This window comes from Seonamhaeicola sp., assembly GCF_028281565.1.
Taxonomy (GTDB): Bacteria; Bacteroidota; Bacteroidia; order Flavobacteriales; family Flavobacteriaceae; genus Seonamhaeicola.
This window is the reverse complement of the sequence record NZ_JANQJQ010000045.1, coordinates 16,104-35,983: the sequence shown is the minus strand read 5'-3', so window position 1 is coordinate 35,983 and position 19,880 is coordinate 16,104. Positions and strand designations below refer to the sequence as shown.

At 37.1% G+C, this 19,880-nt stretch carries 14 protein-coding genes; 2 read left to right on the top strand and 12 right to left on the bottom strand.

Features of this window, described 5'->3' with window-relative positions; all coding sequences use genetic code 11:
• The first annotated feature begins 119 nt into the window (after nucleotides 1-119).
• Nucleotides 120-1,169: an endonuclease/exonuclease/phosphatase family protein gene (locus Q0983_RS19340; RefSeq protein WP_299556745.1), complete on the top strand. Its 1,050-nt coding sequence runs from the start codon at nucleotides 120-122 to the stop codon at nucleotides 1,167-1,169.
• A 6-nt stretch (nucleotides 1,170-1,175) separates the two neighbouring features.
• Here Q0983_RS19340 and Q0983_RS19335 read toward each other — a convergent pair whose 3' ends face one another.
• From Q0983_RS19335 to uvrC, 12 genes are all read right to left on the bottom strand, one after another.
• Complete coding sequence (locus Q0983_RS19335) at nucleotides 1,176-1,613, bottom strand: hypothetical protein (protein ID WP_299556744.1); 438 nt, start codon at nucleotides 1,611-1,613, stop codon at nucleotides 1,176-1,178.
• A gap of 95 nt (nucleotides 1,614-1,708) precedes the next feature.
• Complete coding sequence (locus tag Q0983_RS19330) at nucleotides 1,709-3,058, bottom strand: endonuclease (RefSeq protein WP_299556743.1); 1,350 nt, start codon at nucleotides 3,056-3,058, stop codon at nucleotides 1,709-1,711.
• Nucleotides 3,059-3,139: 81 nt separating this feature from the next.
• Nucleotides 3,140-4,285, bottom strand: a complete 1,146-nt coding sequence (locus Q0983_RS19325; RefSeq protein ID WP_299556742.1) for a hypothetical protein — start codon at nucleotides 4,283-4,285, stop codon at nucleotides 3,140-3,142.
• A 12-nt stretch (nucleotides 4,286-4,297) separates the two neighbouring features.
• Nucleotides 4,298-6,889 carry a TonB-dependent receptor gene (locus Q0983_RS19320; RefSeq protein WP_299556740.1) on the bottom strand — a complete coding sequence of 864 codons (2,592 nt, stop codon included), beginning with the start codon at nucleotides 6,887-6,889 and terminating at the stop codon, nucleotides 4,298-4,300.
• A gap of 171 nt (nucleotides 6,890-7,060) precedes the next feature.
• Nucleotides 7,061-8,680 carry a glucose-6-phosphate isomerase gene (gene pgi / locus Q0983_RS19315; protein ID WP_299556738.1) on the bottom strand — a complete coding sequence of 540 codons (1,620 nt, stop codon included), beginning with the start codon at nucleotides 8,678-8,680 and terminating at the stop codon, nucleotides 7,061-7,063.
• Between the two features lie 3 nt (nucleotides 8,681-8,683).
• Complete coding sequence (locus Q0983_RS19310) at nucleotides 8,684-10,003, bottom strand: peptidoglycan DD-metalloendopeptidase family protein (RefSeq protein ID WP_299556736.1); 1,320 nt, start codon at nucleotides 10,001-10,003, stop codon at nucleotides 8,684-8,686.
• Complete coding sequence (locus tag Q0983_RS19305) at nucleotides 9,961-10,884, bottom strand: tryptophan 2,3-dioxygenase family protein (RefSeq protein ID WP_299556734.1); 924 nt, start codon at nucleotides 10,882-10,884, stop codon at nucleotides 9,961-9,963. The genes Q0983_RS19310 and Q0983_RS19305 overlap by 43 nt, the downstream gene beginning before the upstream one ends.
• Nucleotides 10,884-11,666, bottom strand: coding sequence for a DUF3108 domain-containing protein (locus Q0983_RS19300; protein WP_299556732.1), 783 nt, complete (start codon nucleotides 11,664-11,666; stop codon nucleotides 10,884-10,886). The genes Q0983_RS19305 and Q0983_RS19300 overlap by 1 nt, the downstream gene beginning before the upstream one ends.
• A gap of 199 nt (nucleotides 11,667-11,865) precedes the next feature.
• Nucleotides 11,866-13,026 carry a 4-hydroxyphenylpyruvate dioxygenase gene (hppD, locus tag Q0983_RS19295; protein WP_299556730.1) on the bottom strand — a complete coding sequence of 387 codons (1,161 nt, stop codon included), beginning with the start codon at nucleotides 13,024-13,026 and terminating at the stop codon, nucleotides 11,866-11,868.
• A 173-nt stretch (nucleotides 13,027-13,199) separates the two neighbouring features.
• Nucleotides 13,200-14,357: a homogentisate 1,2-dioxygenase gene (locus Q0983_RS19290; RefSeq protein ID WP_299556728.1), complete on the bottom strand. Its 1,158-nt coding sequence runs from the start codon at nucleotides 14,355-14,357 to the stop codon at nucleotides 13,200-13,202.
• 204 nt (nucleotides 14,358-14,561) lie between these two features.
• Nucleotides 14,562-16,808, bottom strand: coding sequence for a patatin-like phospholipase family protein (locus Q0983_RS19285; protein ID WP_299556726.1), 2,247 nt, complete (start codon nucleotides 16,806-16,808; stop codon nucleotides 14,562-14,564).
• 123 nt (nucleotides 16,809-16,931) lie between these two features.
• Complete coding sequence (gene uvrC, locus Q0983_RS19280) at nucleotides 16,932-18,725, bottom strand: excinuclease ABC subunit UvrC (RefSeq protein WP_299556724.1); 1,794 nt, start codon at nucleotides 18,723-18,725, stop codon at nucleotides 16,932-16,934.
• Between the two features lie 259 nt (nucleotides 18,726-18,984).
• On the opposite strand from uvrC, the gene rimK reads away from it, so the two are divergent.
• Nucleotides 18,985-19,860, top strand: coding sequence for a 30S ribosomal protein S6--L-glutamate ligase (rimK, locus tag Q0983_RS19275; protein ID WP_299556722.1), 876 nt, complete (start codon nucleotides 18,985-18,987; stop codon nucleotides 19,858-19,860).
• Nucleotides 19,861-19,880: the final 20 nt, after the last annotated feature.

Below are 19,880 nucleotides of genomic sequence, written 5' to 3'. Positions count from 1 at the left end.
TAATACAATAATAAAAGTAATCTAATTCGTATAAATAACAAAATACGATATTATTTATACTAAACATTTAACTTTAGCTTAGCTTTGTATATGAAGTTAACTTATAGCTATTTCATGTTATGACCTATTTAAAATGTTGTGTTTCCGTTTTACTAATAACCTTAAGTATAACTATTAATGCCCAGGAAAAGAAATTTAAAATTCATACCGTAGCCTTCTATAACTTAGAAAACCTGTTTGATACCATTAACAACCCCAATAAATTGGATGAGCATAGCCCGATCATGGAGCTTAAGGCCAATAGAGGAAAAGTTTACAGGCAAAAGATCAAGAATATGGCGAGAGTTCTTGCCGATATAGGCAGAGAGACCACCAAAAACACCCCAAGTATCATTGGTATTTGTGAAGTTGAAAACCGGACCGTCATAGAAGACCTGGTCAATGACTCTTTACTGGCACCTAAAGATTATGGTATTATACATTATGATGCTCCCGATGCCAGAGGTATTGATGTGGCGCTTCTTTACCAAAAAAAAGTCTTTACGCCATTACATAGCAGTACATATGAACTGAAAATATATGACGACCAGGACCGGACAAGAGTTCATACACGCGATCAATTATTAGTTAGCGGAACGCTTGAAGATGAATTAATCCACCTGATAGTCAATCATTGGCCCTCCAGGCGGGGAGGGGAAAGCAGAAGCAGGCCCAAGCGAGTGGCTGCCGCTAAATTAACCAAACGCCTGGTGGACTCGCTACAATCTAATGATCCCTATGCTAAAATTTTCATAATGGGCGACCTCAACGACAACCCGACCAACGCAAGTATTGAAGACGTTTTAAAAGCAAAGGAAAAAAGGGACAATGTTGGCTTAAAAGGTATTTATAATCCCTTTACCAAATTCTATAAAAACGGCTTGGGAACCACGGCATATAGGGATATCTGGAATTTATTTGACCAAATACTGGTCACCAAACCACTGCTTGATAAGCATACACCTTCGCTGAGATATTATAAGGCCGGTATTTTTAATGCGTCTTATTTAATTCACAATAAAGGGCAGTATAAAGGCTATCCGTTCAGAAGTTTTTCAAGGGGTGCATTCACCAATGGCTTTAGTGACCATTTCCCGGTTTATGTTTATGTAGTTAAAGTGATAGAATAAGCATTTTTATGCCATCCATGTACTCCACGGGATCCTGGATAAAAACAACACTAAAGCAATAGTATAGAAAACAGCTATGGTCTTAAGCTTGGCTTTAGAGGTTAGTTTCTTTTTATGTTTGGAATAACCAATGGTAATCAATGCTACGGCAATGATATTTACCAACGGGTGTTCCACTAAGAACAAACGTGCCAAACTGTTGCTCATGACACCACCTCCTAATTCACTCCACAGTTCAAATCTGGGTGACACAAAATAAAGTATGATCCCTATTAAGAGTTGAATGTGTGAGACTATTAAAGTGAACAGGGAAACCCTAAAATCTTTGGCACTGTATTCTTTGCCTCCAGCAGTTTTAATAATCGCATTAAACGTGGCAATAATTAAAATTAAAAGCACAATATAGGCCCAGTAAGAATGTAAAGTAAGTATGGTTTCGTACATGATCTTGAATTTAAATGAAACCAAAAATAGTGATTTTAATCCATAAAAAAACCGCTTCTTAAAAGTAGCGGTTTGAAATCTTTAACAGATAAAAACTATTCCCATTTATTCTCGGCAGCATTACCTCCCCAAATCAAAGTAGCTAAATAGGGATTATCAATAAACGGGTTTCTATTCCCCTGAGCCCCATAAATAACCGTATTACGTTGTTCTTCAAAGACGGATACTGGGTCCTCAATATTCCATTGTAAAAACAACTCTATAGTACCAACCTTTGTGAATATTTCGCCATACCTAAGGTTCAAATACATCATCATTCTGGCCACATCCCCTTTCCAGGCATCACCGGGGAACCAGGTTTCTCCAATTAACTTATAAGCACCGCTCCCGTCAACAAAAGGATAGTTAAGCCTGTCACTGTTTACCGTAGCGTCACATGCTCTTAAATGATGTAAATCTGTTACGGCATCATCTGCACTTAATAAAGACTGCGGATACACGTGCTCCGTATTGAACGTTTGAGGGGAATAAGGGTTAGTCCCTGATGTATACTCTTCCCAATACCTACTTTCTCCTGAATACATTAAAATGACATTATCGGCATTACTCAAATCTTCATCGGCATTGTATAAATATTGATGCCTCTGGCCATACGATAATATGGTTGTATGTTTAGTCTTTGTTACTGCTTCCAATTCTTCAAACATTAAATCCGGATCTGCAGAAAAAATAACACCGCTGTAATAATCAACAAGTCCCGCCTGAATATTAAAATCAATGGCACTTATAACAGTTAGGGTAACGGTTGCCGTCGCACAAGAGTTTGTTGGCTCATCGTCATCACAAATGGTGTATGTAAATGAATCAGTTCCAACAAAATCGGTTTTAGGCGTATAACTTACCGTTCCATCCCCATTTAAAACTACCGTTCCTTCTGTTAAAGCGTCATCAATTGATGTTAATACGGCATCGTCAATGGCAGCATCATTTTCTAACAAATTAGAGATCACTTTTGTTTTATTCTCCAAAACATTCACGGCGTCATTTTCGGCCGTTGGATTCCCTTCATCTGTCACCGTAATGGTAACTGTAGCGGTTGAGCAATTAGCCGGCGCATCATCATCACAAAGGGTATAGGTAAAAGTATCATCTCCAACAAAACCCGGTTTTGGAGTATATAAATAATGGGTTCTTTCATCAGACACCGTTCCTCCTTTACTAGTAGTAGCATCAAAAGCGGTGATTTTGGCATTATCAACAACGGTATCATTATCCAATAAATTGGAAATTGAAAGTTCTTCGTCTTCCTGAGTGGTAGCAGTGTCATTAACTGCAACCGGTTCTCCGTCATCTTTAGGTTCCTGCTTTGGAGCAGGTGTATCATCCCCTCCTGAGCTACAACTATAGATCAAGGTTGTTATAACTATTAAAACAAATTTTTTCATTGCCATATAAAGGTATTGAATTATCAGGAAAAAAAACCACCTCTGGATGAGGTGGTTTTTTATATTCTATAAATGTTTGATTTATTGATATACCCAAACACCATCGGTTTTGATAACGCTCATGGTTTCGTTAACGGTAGAACCATTATAAATAACATACGTCAATACATACTTCTGCCCTTCTTCTGCTGATGGATTTTTATCATTTAAAAGTACATTAAATGCTTCCAAGAGCATCCCATCACTCCAATAATTGTTGCTTCCCGGTCTTCTGTCAAAACTTCCGAAGAACCCTACATTATCTGCCGGCCCCGGATATATTTCTATAAAAGCGTTGGAGATAAAAGCAACATCATCTCCGGTAAATGTATACTTAATAGTATTATCAGGAACCCAGGTAGATCCGTCATGACCAAACTGAAGCGTTTCACTAATTATATTGGTATATTCTGCCCAATCTGCACCATCAAAAATAAAGTACTTCACATAACTATACGTAGTTCTGTCATCAGTACGTCCATCGTTATCAATGTCATCAACATCGGTAACAAAAAGTTTGTACATAATAGCCTCAATATCGCCTGCTGCTTTCGGTTCAAACTTAAAGATATCTTTTAAAATGATTGGGATCTTGGCAATAGCCTCATCTTCATTGGAGAAATTCGGGAAGCCTTCTCCCATTTCAGTGTATTGGTCATCGGTGAATCCCAGTACAAACATCCATGCTCCGTCAAGGTATAAGTATCCGTTATTGAATTCATTAACGGAACCATTCCAAAAATCATAGGTTAATGACACTAAGGTTCTATCCTCCGGAGAGGGGTATTTCCACTCTAAGAACTCGTAAATTTCGGAGTCTCTGTCAAAATTCCCAAAAGTATGCCCCAAATCATCATAATCCTGGCTGCTTACGGTATATCTTATAAGGCTTCTCTCATCACTTTTAGGGGCCCACAAATCATACGTAACAACCGCTATAGACCCTAATCCCCAAATCGGATACTTGTCCGACAATAACCCTGGAATCATAGATTTAGCATCATCAGTAGAGCTAAAATTAGGGAAGCTTAAGCCCAGATCATCATAATCATCATCTGAAAGTGTTAGAGTCACGTCTCCAACAATAGGATCCTCAACAGCATCTAATCTGTTGTAAATATCTTCATTAGGATTACAACCGGTCATGATTGCTCCTAACATGGCTAAACAATAAATTATTCTTTTCATTTCTACAGTTTTTTAAAAATTAAGTTTTACTCCCACACTAAATGTTCTTCCAAAACCATAATAAACTAGTGCAGTATCCGTCCTAGATTCAGATCCATCTTGAGCATCAGAGATATATTCTGTGTCAAATACATTATTAACTCTACCTGTTAAAGTAGTGTCAAATGGTCCAAATTCAAAATCGTGCTTGAACACTACATCAAACAATCCAAAATCTGGTAGTTTCCAAGGTTGAATAGGATCTGTAGCTAACTCTGCAGCTATTTCTTCTGGAGTATCACCATTAACCCCCCTATCACTAGGGTCAAAATCGGCATAATTATCGGCAAAATAATTATAGTCTATTATTAACTTAGTCTCAGGAGAAATTTTATAATTTAGACCCAAAGCAGCAGTTGTTTGCGCTGCATCACCAACTTTTAATCCAGCAATGTGTAAGTTAAAAGGATCTCCAACTTGCTCTTGTTCTTCATTAAATATTATAACATTTTCTACATTGTTATCCCATTTCCAATCTCCTAAAGATAACATACCTGTAATATTTATTTTCTCACTAACTTTATAGTTAAAGTCTAATTCTACACCTTGGTGTATTGCATTAACACCTAAAATATTAGCTGTAGCTCTAGTAAGATCGGGTTGCTGGAAGGTTGCAGTTTCTGTTCTGTCATTCCATGATGTTCTATATAAATTTAAATTGGCAGACAACCTATCGCTTCTGTAACCATAACCCAATTCAAAACTTGTAATCTTTTCGTTTTCAGCATCAGCATTAATGTTGTCATTGCTAAAGTTTAAGAATACGGCATCAAAATCTGCTGCTCGTTCAAAATAACCAACATTAACAAATACATTATGATTATCATCTATTCTGTAGTTACCACCTCCTTTAACACTAAAGCCAAAAAAGTTGTATTTGTCAGTTTCCTGTAACGGATCAGAATCAAGGTAATTAAAGTAATCTATTCTTTGGTATGATGTATTAGAGGCGGCTAGAGCTAAATAGGTATTAAAGCTCTCATTCACATCATATTCTAATTGACCAAAAGCTCCTATCCATCCTACTTTACCGTCATTATGATAATTAATTTTATCGCCAACTCTTGTTAAATTATTCGGATTATTCTCATCACCATCATCTAACCAATACTGACCTCCTAATAAATCTGTAACTTCTTGGAAGTGAATACCGGTGTAAGATCTAAAATCTAAACCAGCTAACAGAACTAAATCATCAGATAAATATGTTTTTAAAGTTGATAAAACGCCATACCAGTTATGATCATTACGAGACGCTCTTAAAATGGTTTCTGATCCATTTGCGCCAAGCGCTTCATTTTCTTCAGCAATTTTATCGAAGTTTATAGGTCCATAAAGTCCTACTCTGTAATCACTGCTTCCATCAGGGTTAAACGTGAATTTATTTTCACCGCGAATTCCGCCACCGCCACCAGTACCAAATGACACATATGCAGAGGTACTAATTGAGGTATTATCACTTAAATCCCAATAATGATTTAAGGAAATTTGTGGCTTGTGATAAAAGTTATCTTCCTGAAAAGTTAATTGTCCTTGTTTATAACCCCAATCGGCATTAAATTTTCTACCTCTTTCATTATTTCTAAAAGTAGATATTAGCTGTCTATTTTGTCTTTGCCCATGTCGTTGTTTGGCACCAAAAGCAGAAAAAGAAATTCTGTGCGCATCGTTTATTTCTTTGGAAATATTCACAAAATAATTAAACCCTGTAAACTCGGTACCATCTACATAACCATCACCTTCTGTTTTAGCCGCAGAAACTGTTGCTGCAAAACCATTCTCCATTAAACCTGTAGAATAAGTAAGTCCATACTTAAAATACCCATCATTACCAATAGATGTTATTAGATTACCCCCTTGTTCAACATCCGTAGTCTTTGTAACAACATTAATGGTTCCTCCAATTGATGGTACAGCTATTTTTGAAGCCCCTAGACCTCTTTGAACTTGCATTTGGCTTGTTACATCACCAAGACCAGCCCAGTTACTCCAGAATACACGTCCGTTTTCCATATCGTTAACAGGAATACCATTAATCATAACGGCAACGTTTTCAGATTGAAATCCTCTTATATTAACGCGAGCATCTCCATAACCACCGCCTTGCTTGGTAGCATAAACACCTGGTGTGGACTTTAAAATTTCAGGAAATTCCTGTGTCCCTAATTTAAGTTCAATATCAGCTGATTTAATTGTTGAAACCGCCACAGGCGTCTTTCTGTCCACAGCAACTGATGCGATAATCTGAACTTCCTCTAAACCAACCTGACTGGATTCAAGTTCTATAGTTCCTAGATCGGTATTGCCCGAAAAGGCAATGGTTTTAGAGTTGTATCCAATAAAGGAGATTATAATCTCTCCGGAAGACGATGTTGTCTGTAAAGCAAACTTACCATCAAAATCTGAAGTAACACCATTAGATGTACCTTTCTCGATAACATTAGCCCCGGGAAGCGGCACATTAGTACCAGCCTCTACAATGGTTCCTGAGACTGTCTGAGCAAAAATAGCTGCACTAAATAACATAGCCACAACCATTAATAAAAAATGAGTAGTTTTTTTCATTGTGAAGAAAAATTAATTAATTGAATTAGTCGAACAAAAATAAGCATAATAAGCGTGCAAATGTTATGCGTGCATTAAATAATGTTAACAATTATTTAAAAAAAAGACGCGAATATCAAAATATTCGCGTCACTTATCCATTTTAAGTAATAAACCGTAAGGTTTTCTTTCTTATCTCAAACTCTTATAATAAGCTAACAGGTTATTAGTAGAGGAATCGTGTTCATTGATTACCGAACTATTGAATTCCTTTAAAATTTTAGAAGCTAATTGCTTTCCTAACTCTACCCCAAACTGGTCATAGCTGAATATATTCCAGATAATCCCCTGAACAAAAATTTTATGTTCATACATGGCGATTAATTTTCCTAAACTTTCGGGGCTTAATTTTTCAATAAAAATAGTATTTGTTGGCTTGTTACCTTCAAATATTTTAAAAGGAATAATAGCCTCTTTTGTTCCTTCCGCAATCACCTGATCTTCTGTTTTTCCATTCAATAGCGCTTCTGTCTGGGCTAAAAAATTTGAGATCAATTTATCCTGATGGTCCTGATTACCATGTAATGATTTGGCAAACCCAATAAAATCTGCCGGAATAAGCTTAGTCCCCTGATGTATCAATTGGAAAAAGGCATGCTGTGAATTAGTGCCCGGTTCTCCCCAAATTAAAGTTCCCGTTTGGTAATCTATTGGGGTTCCTTTTCTGTCAACGCTTTTACCGTTACTTTCCATAATACCTTGTTGCAAATAAGTTGCAAACTGGTTCAGGTATTGTGAATACGCTATAATAGCTTCACTTTCAGCATTAAAAAAGTTGTTGTACCAGATACTAATCAAACCTAATACCACCGGAATATTAGAAGCAAAATCTTCATTTTTAAAATGTTCATCCATTTTATTCGCTCCGGCTAATAAACTTGAATAATTATCATATCCAACTGCCAGGCTAATAGATAATCCTACGGCGCTCCAAAGTGAAAAACGGCCGCCGACCCAGTCCCACATGGGGAAAATATTATTTGGGTCTATTCCAAAGTTTTTAACAGCCTCTAAGTTTGTGGAAACCGCTACAAAATGTTTTGCGATATCTTCCTCTGAAGCCGATTGTAAAAACCAGTCTTTTATAGTATTGGCATTTGACAGTGTTTCCTGGGTAGTAAAGGTTTTTGATACCACCACAAAAAGGGTCGTTTCCGGATTTAAATTTTTAATCACTTCATTGACATGGTCTCCGTCAACATTACTAACAAAATAGGTTGTAAGGTGGTTCTTGTAATATTGCAACGCATCCACAACCATGGCCGGCCCCAGGTCAGACCCGCCAATACCAATATTGACAATATGTGTAAATGGTTTCCCTGTATAACCTTTTCTTTCGCCATTGACGACTTCATTTGTAAAGGTTTTAATCTTTTGCTTTACACTGTAAACTTCCGGAATAACGTTTTCTCCATCAACATTAATAGTTGCTGATTCGGGAGCTCTTAACGCTGTGTGCAATACGGCTCTTCCTTCAGTTTGATTTATTTTTTCTCCTGAGAACTGACTTTGAATAGCATCTTTAAGCTTAACATCATCGGCTAAGTCCAATAAATGTTTAAACGTTTCTTCTGTAATCCTGTTTTTTGAAAAATCTACATAGAAATCGTCCCATTTAATAGTAAATTTATTGGCTCTTTCAGCATCCTGAGCGAATAAATCTTTCATATGCAAATCTTGAACTTCACTAAAATGCGCTTTTAATTTTCCCCAGGCATTAGTGGTAGTAGGGTTGGTTGTAGGTAGTGACATAAATTAAAAATTCTGTGTGATAAGGTTTTCGTTTAATTGTTCTTCCATAACATCCTCATTAAACGGGATGCTATCTAATTGAACTTTTATAGGTTTTATATAGTCCAGATATTTTACTTTTAAGGAATCTGAAATAGGTTTAGCTTCCGGTAATTTTTGTTTGAACGGATCTACTTGCCTGCCATTTACCCAAAAACGGTAGCATACATGTGGCCCACCGGTATTACCGGTCATTCCAACCCATCCAATGACATCGCCCTGTTTTACAAATTGGCCCACTTTTACATTACGGTTTTTCATATGTAAATATTGGGTCTCATAAGTAGCATTATGTCTAATCTTAACATATTTGCCATTACCACTGGTATAACTTGCTTTAGTGACTGTTCCGTTAGCAGTTGCCATAATGGGCGTGCCAATGGGAGCCGCAAAGTCTGTGCCTCTATGGGCCCGTACTTTATAGCCGTAAACCGCTATTCTTCGTCTTAAATTATAACGAGATGATATTCTGCTAAACTTAACCGGTGCTTTTAAAAAGGCACGACGTAAATTTTTAGCTTCTTCATTAAAATAGTCTATGATTCCCTTAACAGAATCTGTTTCAAATTGGAAAGCGTAAAAAGGTTCTTTATTGTGTTCAAAATAAGAGGCCTTCACATCATGAATCCCGCCATAAATAGTATCATCAATATATTTGTCCGTATAGATTACTTTGAATCTATCCCCTTTTTGCAGGCGTCTAAAGTCAATGGTCCAGGCGTAAATATCGTCGGCTAATTTATTAGTCAGTACCGGACTAACCCCCATTTGATCCAGAGTTTCAGAAATACTACTTGTTATAACGCCTGTAACTGTTTTTTCTATATAGGTAATTGGCTTTCTGCTTTTGAAGGCATGAATGGAATCTTTAAAATTGATGACTACATATTCTTCTTTGTTGGGCTGATATATAAATGATTCCGGTAATTCCAGGGAATCTCTTGAACACAAAATAGTATAAGGCCTCCCTTGTTGAAAAAACCTGGCAATATTGTAGGCCTCCTTAGTTTTTTCGGCAATGTGAAAGATCTTAGGATAGCCAATTTTGTTTCGTTCCAAAATTTGTCCAAAACTTTCTCCAGCCTTTACGGTATCTCTTTTTACTACATAGTCGTTTAAATTGAACCCAAACTCATAGACCTCTTTAGGTTCTTCAACAACAGCTACTTCTTCTTCTACAACGTCTTCTTTCTTGTCTTCTTTACAAGCATTAAAAAGAGATAATAAAAGCACTAATATTACTAAATATCTGTTCCCCAATCCTCTATTTCTTTTTTTGTCCATAATTCCGGAAAAAATATCCTTTTTTGATACTTCGGATGCATGTATTTAACCCACTCACTACCACCTGTTGCTTCGGCCGTTTTACCACCAATATTCAAATAATGATTTGCCGTATTGTAATGCGCCATCACCCACTTAATGTTGACCGTATAGTCATAATGCCGCATTGCTTTTACAAGTGCTTTATCTTGTTGTGCTTCTTCAGGCAAAGCTTTGAACTTTGACCAAAGATTGTTTTTATAATAAAATTTGGTAAATCTAATAAACTCTTCCTTATATCGCTCTTCAAAAACTGTTAAAGTATAACTCTTTTTCCCTGTTTTATAATCCTTTCCCGCTGCCTGCCAGTATAAATGTTCAAAGGCATTTTCATAAGACGAATTTCTGTCAATAGTATCCCTGAACCTTTTATCAATAAGATTTATTAATTCTGTTGAAGCAAATTCTATTTTTCTATACTGCGCACTTTGAAAACCACTGGCCGGTGTTAATGTGGTTCTGAACTTGTTGTACTGATCTACATCCATACCATCTTTCATGATACTGAAAGACGAGGTAAGCACATCAAAATAACGACTCACACGCATTATTTTATCTGCAAAAGTACCCGCATCAACCTTATCATTTTTAGCTACCTGCTCTATTTCGGAAAGTATCATTTTGAACAGGAGTTCCGTAACCTGGTGGTACATGATAAATACCATTTCATCCGGAAAATCAGTTCTTGTTATTTGAAGGTTTAACAGGGCGTCGGTTTGAATATAATCCCAATAGGTAATGGGTTTACTGTGCAATAAGCCTTCTAAATGATCTTCTAAATCCTGGTCTATTGCCTTGTATTTTTCTTCGAGTTGGTTGGTAATGTCAGAATGTAACCCCATTAATTTTTAACTACTATTTGAAAAGGATGCTTTAATCCTTTAAAAGCGTCAAGATCTGCCCTTAAAGACCCCACTGCTAAATCTGCTTTGATGCGCAAAGGTACTTTATTTTTGTCTTTTGATACCCATAGTGTTAAACTTTCTTCCTCTTTAAACACACGCCCTGCCATAACATAAGGCCTGAATTTTAAAGTCTCTACTTTACCGAAATCTGTATTGATGGTTTCTTCTCCAAGATATTTTAGTTTGAAGCCATAGTTTTCTTCATCAAAAAACATATCAACTCTTACTTCATCACCAATACTTAAAGAATCGGTATCCATATGGTTTCGCAAATAATAGAAGGTAGATACCATATCCTGAATATTGGGCCTGGTATCAATCACCGATTGTTTATTATGCTTTTTATTATTTACGTAGGCTTTGTTGTTTTCCTGGTCAAAATCTATTTCAATATCTTTAGTATAGCCGCCTTCATCTATGTTTCTAATGAATTTATAAGGTAATATGGTTTCCTTATCAAAATAACTTTCATACCTGTCTTTTACCTTAAAAAACCATTTTATCATACCTGTGGTCCACCCTTTTCCAACCACATGGTACACATCTTTATTATTTAATTTGGCATCTTTAACGGTAAGTGTAGCATTTCCGGCTTTTAAAAAGCCGCTATAGCTCATTTTGAATTTGAACCATTCGCCTTCTCCAAATGCCGATTCTTGCTGTGAGAACGACATCTGCATTGCACAGAACGCTATTAGTATAAGTAGTATTTTCTTCATTTCTTAATTGGGTAATGTAATTAACTTCTTAAATACATTTTTATTGTCATGCCTAAGAAATTACAATTACTATTCCAAAAATATAAAAAAACTTCGGAGTGCCTGTTTTTATAAGAAGTTCTTAACACAAATTTGTTACACAAAAAAACGCCATCAAATCTTAATTTGATGGCGTTTTCACATTAAATTGGACAACTAATTAAAGTGTACCTCGTTTTGCCTGTTCCCTTTCTATAGATTCAAAAAGCGCTTTAAAGTTACCGGCTCCAAAACCACGGGCTCCCATACGCTGTATGATCTCAAAAAATAGCGTAGGCCTGTCTTCAACAGGTTTTGTGAAAATTTGAAGCAAATAACCTTCTTCATCTGCGTCAATCATAATACCAAGACTTTTCAGGGTCTCTATATCCTCTCTTAATTCATGATCATGTGCCAATAAACGCTCCGGTACGGCCTCATAATAAGCATCAGGCGGCGTGGTCAAAAACTCTACACCCCTGGAACGCATGCCACTTACAGTAGAAATAATATCGTCTGTTGCCACCGCAATGTGTTGTACGCCTGCACCTTCGTAAAAGTCCAAATACTCTTCAATTTGCGATTTTTTCTTCCCTTCGGCCGGTTCATTAATTGGAAATTTAATGCGTCCGTTGCCATTACTCATTACTTTACTCATTAGCGCCGAATACTCCGTATGAATTTGCTTGTCATCAAAAGACAGGAAGTTTTCAAAGCCCATAACATCTTCATACCATTTTACCCAGGTATTCATTTGGCCCCAACCTACGTTGCCAACCATATGGTCTACATATTTTAAGCCAAGTGGTTCCGGGTTATAGTCAGATTCCCATATTTCAAACCCGGGCATAAATATCCCGTTATAGTTTTTACGTTCTACAAACATATGAACCGTTTCTCCGTAGGTATAAATACCGGCTCGAACCACTTCACCATGCTCATCACGCTCTACAAAAGGCTCCATATATGATTTAGCACCTCTGCCGGTGGTTTCTTCATAAGCCTTTCTGGCATCTTCTACCCAAAGCGCAATGACTTTTACACCGTCACCATGTTTAACAATATGGTTGTTAATGGGATGTTTGGAATTTAACGGTGTTGTAAGCATTAATCTGATCTTGTCTTGCTTAATCACATAAGACACCGTGTCTTTACTCCCCGTTTCTAATCCTTTATATGCATAGGACTGAAACCCAAATGCGGTTTTATAAAAGTGAGCTGCTTGTTTTGCATTGCCTACATATAGCTCTACATAGTCTGTGCCTAAAAGTGGCAAGAAGTCTTGTGCGCCTTCAAATATTTTTTCTAAACCGTAGTTTACTGATTTTATGTCTTTACTCATGTCTCTACTATTTATGTGTTTATTTGTTGATATGTTTATCAACTTATTTAACCCCGATAGAAAAGGCATCCTTTTGTGTGGATTCCTGCCTTCGCAGGAATAACAATATAAAAGATACCACCCTTCGGCTTCACTCAGGATAAACTCTAAGCGAGGTATAGCTTTTAATTAATCTATTCCAACCAGGATTTATGATAATCCTCATCGGCAATTTTCATGGCTTCTTCCGTAACCATAAGTGGCTTGAAAGTATCTACCATAACCGCCAGTTCGTCCGTTTTCACCTGCCCAATACTGCGCTCAGCAGCTCCGGGGTGCGGCCCGTGCGGAATTCCCGCCGGATGCAATGAAATATGGCCTGCTTCTATATCATTTCGGCTCATAAAATCGCCATCCACATAATAAAGCACCTCATCTGAATCTATGTTACTATGATTATATGGTGCCGGAATCGCCTGCGGGTGATAGTCATACAAACGCGGTACAAAACTGCAGACCACAAAGGCATCAGTCTCAAAAGTCTGGTGTACTGGTGGGGGTTGATGCACACGCCCTGTTATAGGTTCAAAATCGTGTATGGAAAAGGCATAGGGGTAATTATAACCATCGTATCCAACCACATCAAACGGATGTGATGCGTACACCATTTCTATGATGTCACCTTGCTTTTTCACTTTAATTAAAAAGTCGCCGTTTTCATTATAAGTTTCTAATTCCTGTGGCTGACGAATATCGCGCTCACAAAAGGGTGAATGCTCCAGCAATTGCCCAAACCAGTTACGGTAACGCTTTGGTGTGTATATCGGGCGATGCGATTCTACAATAAAAAGCCTGGTGTCTTCGGTATCAAAATCTATTTTATAAATTACACCCCTAGGTATGAGCAGATAATCTCCATACTTAAAATCCAGATTCCCTAACATAGTGCGTAATTTTCCGGATCCTTTGTGGATAAAAATTAACTCGTCCGCATCGGTGTTTTTATAAAAATAATCGTCGGTAGATTGTTTTGGTGCAGCCAGCACAATAGCGCAATCACTATTCACCAAAACGGTTTTTCGGCTTTCTAAAAAGTCATTTTCAGGCTTAACCTGAAATCCTTTAAAACGGTATGATTTTATGTTGTTTTCAAGAGCTATTTTGGGCGCAACACTGTATTGCTTCTTTATTTCTTTTACCTGTGTTGGACGCTGCTCATGATAACTGTTGGTTGACATACCATCAAAACCAATAGTGCCAAATAACTGTTCATAATACAAGCTGCCATCCGGTTTTTTAAATTGAATATGTCGCTTATGTGGAATGTTTCCTAATTTGTGATAAAAAGGCATTTCTACTAATATTAAATGTTAGAAAATAAAATACTAAAAGTTGTAAAACTTTAAATATCAGTTATATATAAAGATACAAAAAATGCCTGCTTACTCAGGATTTCTCTTGATAAGGTAGTGTAGAAATTGTAATAAGTCTTCAAAGAAAAACTTCATAACCCTACAAATATCGTGAAAATAAATAAAATGAGTCTTAAGGATTAGTTAAAACCAGAACCCCAAATTAATAAACCAGATACTTTTTTTACGTTCCGTTGAGTGACTGTATTTTACCTGAATAGGCCCTAAAAAAGTCTCCATGGCATAGCCCAAAGCATAGCCTCTGTAATCCGGTAATGTGAACCATTCTCCGGAATCAAAAATATTATCGTCAACATTAGCCCAATTACCTTCAAGTGTAATATGGTGCTTTTTCACAACTTCATAATCTATACCGGCATAAGCTTTGACATAGCTATTCCCGGTAAGTGAAATAAAATCATACCCCAGGAACGGAATGAAATTATTTATCAGATTATTACCATAACCTCCCAGTGCGAAATCTAATGTCTGGGTTGACTTATCTCCTAATTTAAACCCACCGCTTGTTTGTAAGTTGATAGCCAATTTATCAGAGAAACTAAAGGCATATCCAATATCTGCTTTGGCAATAGAAAATGTTTCAAACTCACTATTAAAATGAGATGCATAAACATAGGTGTGCAAATCGCCATTAAAATAAACTCCTTTTTTAGGGAAGTACTTATTATCGTATGTATCTAACTTTAATCCTCCAAAAAGACTTACATAATCTGTGTTTTCAAAAATAAAATCTTCATCTTCATTACTTGTAGCCAACGTTTCCGATTTAATTTCCAAACGCTTATGTTCTACTCCTAAACTAAGGGCAAAATCTTTTCTAAATAAGGTTTGCAAATAGAACTGGTTGGTTTGGTCCTGGAGTTCCACATCTATTTTATTCAACCCGTTGGCATCAATTTCCGAATCTGATAGTAATAATTGAGCGCTTATGCTTTTATGAAAATCATTAAATGTAGACCGTAGGCCGACGCTCCAATAGAATCCTTTATCAATTAAATACTCAAAATCATAACGGACATTATCTCCTAAAACAACATCTAAAGAAGCTATATCATTATCGAATAATAATTGTTTCTTTGTGACATTCACTAAAGCACCACTTTTGTATAAATTGTCATAATGCACCCCAAACTTTAAAAAAGTAGTTGTTTCGGTTTCCTTCAAATTGGCATGAAAATCAAAGCCTTCTTTTTCGTCCGATGCTTTTAACTGATATTCAAAAGAATCAAAATTATTGGTAGCCACTAAGCTATTAATCCCATTCATTAGTTTCGTATAGCTTATTTTTTCTTCGTTTTTAAACTTTAACTTCCCCAAAACATAAGACCTGGTATATTTTTTTAATCCTTTTAAGGATATTCCGTTTATAATGATGCTGTCTTGAGTATACGGTCGCACCTCTGGCCGGGCAACGTCATCTGACTGGTTTTTAACCAAAGCTTTTAGTGCTTCCTGTTTTTCTAAACCCGCTGCACTCCCTAAATCAACTATTTGTTTAGCGGCATCAAACGATACTACGTTATAATCTTTTATATTCGGTTTTATATAAATATCGGTCTTTTTAGACTTCACCTCCATATCTTTTATGGTTCTGAAGTTATTGATTTGAAGGAGCACATCCAGGGCTGAAGTTAATTCATTTCTATCCATGAGTCCGTCCTGAACATCCACCCCAATAATGATATCCATCCCTTTTTCCCTGAGTTCATCTATAGGGTAATTGTTAACCACACCACCATCAATATAAATTTGATCTTTTATAGCTACGGGCTGAAATAAAGTCGGCAAGGCTCCGCTAGCCATAATACTTTGGGTTAAATTTCCTTTTTCCAATATGACCTGTTTTCCGGTTTCCATATTGGTAGCAATACAGAAAAATGGAATGGGAAGTTTACTGAAATCTTCTACCTCATTAACATGAAGTAACAGTTTCAGTAAATAATTGTAGGCATTCTGGCCCCTTGACAGTGCGGAAGGCAACTTGAGCTTATAACCATCAAAAGGCAATTTAACAGCATATTTTTCATCATTGTTGCGTTCAAAAAAGCCTTTGGATGCTCTTGGCAAATTATCAGTGATAATATTATCAAAATCAGCATCTCTAAAAATGGAATCGAGTGCTTTACCCGAATAGCCCGAAGCATATAAAGCTCCAATGATAGCACCCATACTGGTTCCTGCAACATAATCCACTTTTACACCTAGACTGTCTATCACTTTAAGTGCCCCAATATGTGCCAATCCTTTAGCACCACCACCACTCAATACCAAACCAACTTTTGGGGTATCGTCTTTCTCCACGTAAATTTGCGCTTTCGCTGAAATGAAAACGAGTAGGAATATGGCTGATATGATTGTTCTTAAATTCAACAATTTAGTTTAATTAAGGTTCTTTTCATGTCTGCGTGTGGCATGGCTAAGACATACATCTAATAAAAACAATAATTATGAGATTTCTCCTTTCGTTGAAATGACAAGTATATGTTTAAGTTATCACTTCCCATGATAATAATTATAGACCTTTTCGGCCCTTGAAACCCCAATTACTGTTTCTAATTCATCCAACTTGGCATTGGCTACCCGTTTTGCTGACTTAAAATGTTTTAACAGCTCTACTACCGTTTTTTCTCCAATGCCGGGTATGGTTTCCAATTCAGTATTTAACGCGCTTTTACTGCGTTTATTTCTGTGATGTTCAATCCCAAAGCGATGTGCTTCGTTACGCAACTGTTGAATGATCTTCAACGTTTCGCTTTTTTTATCTAAATATAGGGGAATTGGATCATTCGGGTAATACAACTCCTCTAAACGTTTGGCTATGCCTATAATGGCTATTTTTCCTCTTAACCCTAAAACATCCAGGCTTTTTAAAGCCGATGATAATTGCCCCTTCCCCCCATCTATGATGATTAAATGTGGTAAAGGTTGCGCCTCATCAAGTAATCTTTTATACCTTCTAAGCACAACTTCTTCCATGGAGGCAAAATCATCCGGCCCTTCCACCGTTTTTATATTGAAATGACGGTAATCCTTTTTACTGGGTTTTCCGTTCTTAAAAACCACACAGGCTGCTACCGGATTGGTTCCCTGAATGTTTGAATTATCAAAACATTCAATATGCCTTGGTTCTTCAGACAGACGTAAATCGGCTTTCATTTGTGCCATAATTCTGTTGGCATGCCTGTCAGGGTCTACAATTTTGTCCTGTTTGAAACGCTCCATTCTATAATATTTCGCATTGCGGAGCGATAAATCTAATATGTGTTTTTTATCTCCCAGTTTTGGTATGGTCACTTTTATATTTTCACCCAAATTCACCTCAAACGGCACATAAATTTCTTTGGAATTGGAGTGGAAGCGCTGCCTGATCTCGGTAATGGCTAATTCCAGTAATTGTTTATCGGTTTCGTCTAATTTCTTTTTTATTTCCAAGGTATGCGACCTGATAATGGACCCATAAGACAACTGCAAAAAATTCACATAGCCATAGGTTTCATCACTCATAATAGAGAAGACATCTACATTGCTGATCTTTGGGTTTACAATAGTAGAACGTGCCTGATAATTCTCGAGGACTTCTATCTTTTCTTTAATTCTTTGGGCATCCTCAAACTGCATCGACTCGGCAAATTGCTTCATCTGTCTTTTGAATTGCTGCAAAGAATCTTTAAAATTCCCTTTTAAGATTTGCCTGATGGCCTTTATATTTTCATTGTATTCGGCTTCAGTCTCTTTACCTTCACAGGCACCTTTGCAATTGCCTAAGTGATATTCCAAACAAACTTTGTATTTACCCGCTTTAATTTTCTCATCGGATAAATGATAGTTGCAAGTGCGTAGTGGATACAGGCCTTTTATCAGATCTAACAGTGTTGAAACTGTTTTTACACTGGTATAAGGCCCAAAGTACTCACCTCCGCCTTTAAAAACCCTTCGGGTTGAAAACACTCTGGGAAAGCGTTCTTTTTTTATGCAGATCCACGGATATGACTTATCGTCTTTCAACATCACATTATACCGTGGTTGGTGCTTCTTGATCAGGTTATTCTCAAGCAACAGGGCATCCGTTTCGGTTTCAACCACAATATGCTTAATATCGGCAATCTTTTTAACCAATACTCTTGTTTTACCGTAATCATGTGTTTTGGTAAAATAAGAGCTAACCCGTTTCTTTAAGTTTTTGGCCTTCCCCACATAAATAATGGTTCCGTCAGCATCAAAATACTGATACACACCGGGAGCGTTTGGCAAGGTTTTAAGTTGAATATCTAAGGGCGTTCCACTCATTATATCAAAGGTATTAGGATTTGACCAAAAAGAAAAACTATTTTAACCTGAAAGTCATTGGCATGATTCATAGAGATTCCCATTTTCACGGGAATGACAATTTCAACGGAAACCCCGACGCAGAGCGTCGAGGAATTCTTTTCAATTTAAAGTTATAAGTATTTAAAGTTTAGTATATTTATTTTCGAATAGTTTATTCATGTTAATAACAACCAAAGAACTTTAGGCACTTATAACTTAAGACACTTTAAGTACTTCTATGAACATCGTTATTCTTTCCAGAAACGCCAATCTATATTCTACGGCACGACTTGTTGAAGAGGGCGAAAACAGAGGCCATGATATGGAGGTCATAGATCCTCTTAAGTGTGATCTTATTATTGAGAAAGAAAAACCCACCATTTACTATAAAGATCGTTATTTAGATTATGTGGATGCCATCATTCCAAGAATCGGAGCTTCGGTTACATTTTTTGGATGCGCTGTAGTGCGACAGTTTGAAATGATGAATGTCTTTACATCGGTAACATCTGATTCTATAATACGTTCCAGAGATAAACTACGCAGCTTCCAACGACTCTCTAAGGCTGGCATAGGCATGCCCAAAACAGTATTCACTAATTACTCACGCGATATTGAAAAAGTACTGTCTCATGTTGGAGGCACCCCGGTGATCATCAAACTGTTGGAAGGCACGCAAGGCTTGGGAGTTGTTTTGGCTGAAACCCGCAATGCTGCCGAATCAGTTCTGGAAGCTTTTAACGGGTTACAAGCAAGAGCATTGGTACAAGAGTATATAGCCGAAGCAAAAGGAGCCGACCTGAGAGCTCTGGTAGTTGATGGCCATGTGGTTGGCGCTATGAAACGCCAGGGACGGGAAGGTGAGTTTCGTTCAAACCTGCATAGAGGTGGTAGCGCAGAAATAGTAAGGCTTAGTGAAGCTGAAATAAAGGTGGCCATGAAAGCCTCCAGGGCTTTAAAGCTGCCGGTATGTGGGGTGGATATGCTGCAATCCTCTCGTGGACCGTTGCTTTTAGAAGTTAATTCCACACCCGGTTTGGAAGGTATTGAAAAAGCCACCGGGAAAAATATTGCCAGAAGCATTATTACTTACATTGAAAGAAACAGGCGTTAAGTCTGAAAACGGATAGAAAC